Below are 4,773 nucleotides of genomic sequence, written 5' to 3'. Positions count from 1 at the left end.
TTGTGCAATCCGATCTGATTAGATCGAAACTTGTACTTATGATCACTTGGTTAAGGGAGTATACTTCGCTTAGGTGGCTTGAATTTCCTATCCGCAAAAAGTTAAATTAATTACATTGAAATTGGTTTATAATTTTCAGGTTTTGGAACGACCCTATAAAAGGCGATTTTTTTTGGGTATTATTTTGATGTTTTTTTAGAGCAGAAAAGGAAGTTTGAATGAATGTTTTGTTACGTGTCACCCTCTCGTCCCTCATGGTTCTCTGCGCCGCTATTTCCTCTTTCGCCTCGGCGCAAACAGAACGAGAAATGGCTGAAATGCAGAGGAAACTCAATGCTGAGGTCATGGAAAAACCCTTTTCTGTGGCAGATGAAGCAAAAGTGGATGCATTCATCAAAGACGCGATGGCCAAAAACCTGAAGCCGGTCGAAACTAAGGCACCAGCACATTGGCAAAACGGCTATACCTGCGCTGATATTTACCAGTATGGTTGGAGTGGTTATCAAAATTGTCGCTATTACCACCATTATTACGGTCGTTACTGGTAATAGTTCTTCGCGTTATTTTTACAACATACCTATTTAGGAATCAAGCTCATGCTTACATCAATCAAGTCGTTCATTAAATTTTCGCCATTATTTTTAGTTGTGCCAATCTTGGCTGGCTGCGCTGCAACTCAAGTAGCACTTTCAAAAAAAGATCTGGATGTTCAGGCGCGTACCAGCACAGCTATTTTTGTTGATGCCGTAGCCAAAGACAAACGAACCATCTTCCTGGATGTAAAAAGCGGCGTCATGGAATTTGATCGTAAAGCGTTTAAGACATTTGTCGCAGAACAATTTTCAGCCAATGACAATGGCTACCGTTTGGTCGATGATCCGGATCATGCGCAGTTCACCATGGTGGCCTACGTACTTAATCTCGAAAAAACTAGCCCAACTGCGGCTGAATCCGCTTTGCATCAAGGTTACATGGGCGGTGCCGTGGTGGCAGGTGCCGTGGCCGGTAGTTTAATCAATAGCAATAATTATTATCGCGGTGCTGCTGCTGGCGGCTTAGCTTTCGGCGCGATAGAAATGATTTCCGGATCGCTCGTCAAAGATGTTACCTACATGTTGGTTTGTGATATTCAGATCAAAGAACGCACAAAGAATGGTGCGATCGTTCGTAAGGACACCAAAGTTGATGCCAAAGTCTCTGACGCTGGCACTAGCCGTCAAACAGTATCAGAAGTGTCCAATCAAAAGGAATATCGCACCCGTGTAGTCACAACGGCGAATAAAGTGAATCTGAAATTGGAAGAAGCTGAGACACTGATGTTTAAAAAGACCGCTTACGCGATGTCTGGATTTTTCTAAGCCTAGCTTGTCTCTATTTACTGCATCAACATAGCGTCACTGGATCAGTTCTCACATTTTTATATTTTATTGGCTTCATAGCGGAATGTTAGAACTGTCTCCAAACGCGACGAGTACATGCTTGCCAGGTGCGCCATGCGCATCATGTGCACCTGCGGTGCTATTGGCATGCTGATGGCGCATTTTCGGTCATTTTTTCTGCTCTTCGTGGACAATAGCTCGCTATTGGCGCCTCATTCGTAGCAAAACTGCCTCGAAAAGTGCATCCATCATCATTGCCAATCCTAATGGAAATTCTGGGTTAAAAATCAAGTCGTCAAACTCAATCAAGGGTTTGCGAGCAGGCGCCATCAGGACGGTCGAATTCGCCCCGGCATTTGATCGCGCCATACAATCTTTACTCAATGAACCCGAAGCGCTTCAAACTGAGTCCAGCTAGGCGATCAGCAAGTATGAGCAAGTCGTACTATGATGGAGCGACTTTAATGACCATGACGCGCCAATGATACCTTTCTCGATACTTGATCTTTCCCCCATCCTTGAAGGCAGCGACGCTGCCCAGTCATTTCGCAATACCTTAGACCTCGCCCAGCATGGCGAACGCTGGGGTTTTCAGCGGTTTTGGCTGGCAGAGCACCATGGCATGCCGGGTATCGCCAGTGCCGCAACTGCCGTGCTGATCGGCTATGTCGCGGCAGGCACTTCTAGCATCCGGGTTGGCGCTGGCGGAATCATGCTACCGAATCATTCACCGTTAGTGATTGCCGAGCAGTTTGGCACGCTTGAATCCTTGTTCCCCGGACGTATCGATCTGGGTCTGGGTCGCGCACCCGGTTCTGATCAGACTACGGCGCGCGCTTTGCGCCGTAATCTGAGCTTGGACGCGGATCAGTTTCCGCAAGACGTCGTTGAATTGATGGATTATTTCTCAGCCGAGCAAAAGCGCGCTGTGCGTGCCGTTCCCGGTGTGGGTTTGAATGTGCCGATATGGATACTGGGGTCTAGCCTGTTTGGCGCGCAGCTGGCAGCGGCGCTGGGCTTACCGTATGCCTTCGCCTCGCATTTTGCTCCGGCACAAATGATGCAGGCAATTGCGCTGTATCGCGCTACCTTTACACCGTCGAAGCGTTTGGCAAAACCGTATGTGATGCTGGGCTTTAATGTGTTTGCGGCCGATACCGATGACGAAGCGAAGCTGAACGCTACGTCGATGCAGCAAGCCTTTGTCAATCTGCGCAGTGGACGCCCGGCGCGATTGCCGCCGCCGGTAGCTGATTATATGAGCAAGATAGGCCCGCAGGAACACGCTTTGCTCGATCAGGTTCTGCCTTGTTCGGCCATCGGTTCTGCCGAAACGGTGAAGCGCCAGTTGCAAGATTTTATCGCGCTGACCGGTGCGGATGAACTGATGATTACTTCACAAATTTTTGATCATGCGGCGCGCCTGCGTTCTTACCAAATAACGGCGGAGATAAATCAAGCTATTGTTCATCAAACCACCATTCATCAAGCCTTTGCTTTCCGCAGTCAGGCCGCTCTACTGATTCCAAAAGTTGAATGGGAAACAAAGCGCAACAGTTTTTATGGCCGTCTGGCGTTGCCGCAAGATCCGAAAGAATTTCTTGAGCCCATCACCGACCATATCAACCAGGGACTGGAACGACTCAAAGATGCTTGTGTTGCCGGTGAGGTCAGCATCGATACCAGAGGGGTACATATTGAGCCGCTGGTGGCTGAACGCGCCGATGCACATCTGAATACACTGCGGACCGCCATATTCTCGCGACGACCGGTCGGACAGGTCCCTACGATTATTTTGGAAATCGATAGTTCAGTGCGTTTCAGTTGGATATTGCTGGGACGTGAGCCGCGCTCACGTAGCGAATTGCTGCTAGTTTATGCAGCTGTGTTGGCCCACGGTACCTCGTTGTCAGCGGCTGACATATCACGCATGGTTCCCGAACTTTCCCCGCCTGCCATCCGACAAATGATGGGAAAGGTTGCCGACGAACGCAAACTACGGCATGCCGCTGATGCCATCTTAGAGTTTATGCACCGGCATCCGATCACCGCACACTGGGGACGTGCAGATCTTGCTTCATCCGACATGATGAGTCTGGAGACAACGCGCACTGTATGGCAGGCACGTACTGATCCGCGTCGTCGCACGGCCTCAATTGGGATCTATTCTCACAAACAAGATCGATGGGGAATATTTTACGATCAGCCTATCTTGCTCAAAGAACGTCAGGCTGGTCCGGCTATCGAAGGTGTGGTCAGGCAAACAGGGAGCGCTGACGTGAGTCAACTTGCTGTTGACACGCATGGTTACACCGATTTTGCGATGGCTCAGTCCAAACTATTGGGGTTCGATCTTTGCCCCTGGCTTGCCCATATGCGAGATCGCCGGTTGCATGTCCCACTCGCTTGTAAAGTACCAACGGAATTGGTCACAGTGGTCGATTGTGATGTTCGCACATCGGCAATTGAAGCGGTCTACGATGAATTGGTACGTGTCGCAGCGTCGATATCGACTGGTCAATGTTCAGCGGTACAAGCGTTACAGCGATTCGGTGCATCGGCGCGCGGCCAGGATGTTTATGATGGCGGCGTGCATCTTGGCCGTATGCTACGCACGATTTTTCTGATCGATTTGTTCATTAACCCTTCTTTCCAACGCGAATTGCGCCATGTATTGAATCGCGGTGAGGCAGTGCATAATCTGTATCGAGCACTCCATACCGGCAAAATCCCGGCCGGGCTGGCAAAACGTCATGATTCGCTGGTTGCCGTTTCATCCAGTTTAAGTTTGCTCAGCTATTGCCTGATGGCATGGAACACTATCCACATGGACCGAGCCAAAACAGAAATAGAATCGATTGGTGGTGAACCTCTGCGCTCAGAAGATTTACGCAAGATTGCGCCTACTAATCTTGAGGGAATTAATTTGCGCGGCACGCTTGAGTTTCCCATTGCTGATTTTGCGAGCAGGATTTTGCCGAATAGTCTGCCCGCTGCACTCGTTGCAACAAAGCGATCAGCGTGACGCCAGATACCTCTGAAAAACGATTGAAAGGCTAACGTTGGTCAGCTGACCGTGATTTTGGCACTTTGACGGGCAACTCTGGTGCCCTAAGCAGCCGTAAAGATATTTCAATGAGCGTCGATAGTGGGGCGTAAGCTGCCAGTCGCGGTGAGCCACCAATCGTCAAGTCAATTGCTTACATAGCAACATAACGAGCTAGAGTGCCTACCGCAGGTCGACAAAAAGCAACACAAAATAACTGATTGGGCATACAGTATTCATCCATTAATTGCGCTATGAATGTTGCTGCCGTGTCAGCCACCAGTCATTCCGATGTTCCGCAAGCCGCTGTTTGCCGCCCACATGCCCGGCACGCATCAGTGCGTCCGG

Annotated in this window: 2 protein-coding genes and 2 pseudogenes; all 4 read left to right on the top strand. The window is 49.6% G+C overall.

Features of this window, described 5'->3' with window-relative positions; all coding sequences use genetic code 11:
* The first annotated feature begins 218 nt into the window (after positions 1–218).
* Positions 219–548: a hypothetical protein gene (locus AAKU64_RS22150; protein WP_354335665.1), complete on the top strand. Its 330-nt coding sequence runs from the start codon at positions 219–221 to the stop codon at positions 546–548.
* Between the two features lie 48 nt (positions 549–596).
* The gene (locus AAKU64_RS22145) at positions 597–1,358 is read left to right on the top strand and encodes a complement resistance protein TraT (RefSeq protein WP_354335663.1); all 762 of its coding nucleotides are present in this window, start codon (positions 597–599) and stop codon (positions 1,356–1,358) included.
* Between the two features lie 502 nt (positions 1,359–1,860).
* A pseudogene (locus AAKU64_RS22140) lies at positions 1,861–2,841 on the top strand (LLM class flavin-dependent oxidoreductase); the annotation flags it as partial.
* Positions 2,842–2,859: 18 nt separating this feature from the next.
* Positions 2,860–4,404 (top strand): annotated as a pseudogene (locus tag AAKU64_RS22135) (Tn3 family transposase); the annotation flags it as partial.
* Between the last annotated feature and the right edge of the window lie 369 nt (positions 4,405–4,773).

It is taken from the genome of Undibacterium sp. GrIS 1.8, assembly GCF_040544445.1.
Classification (GTDB): domain Bacteria; phylum Pseudomonadota; class Gammaproteobacteria; order Burkholderiales; family Burkholderiaceae_D; genus Undibacterium.
This window is presented reverse-complemented; position numbering and strand designations above follow the sequence as displayed.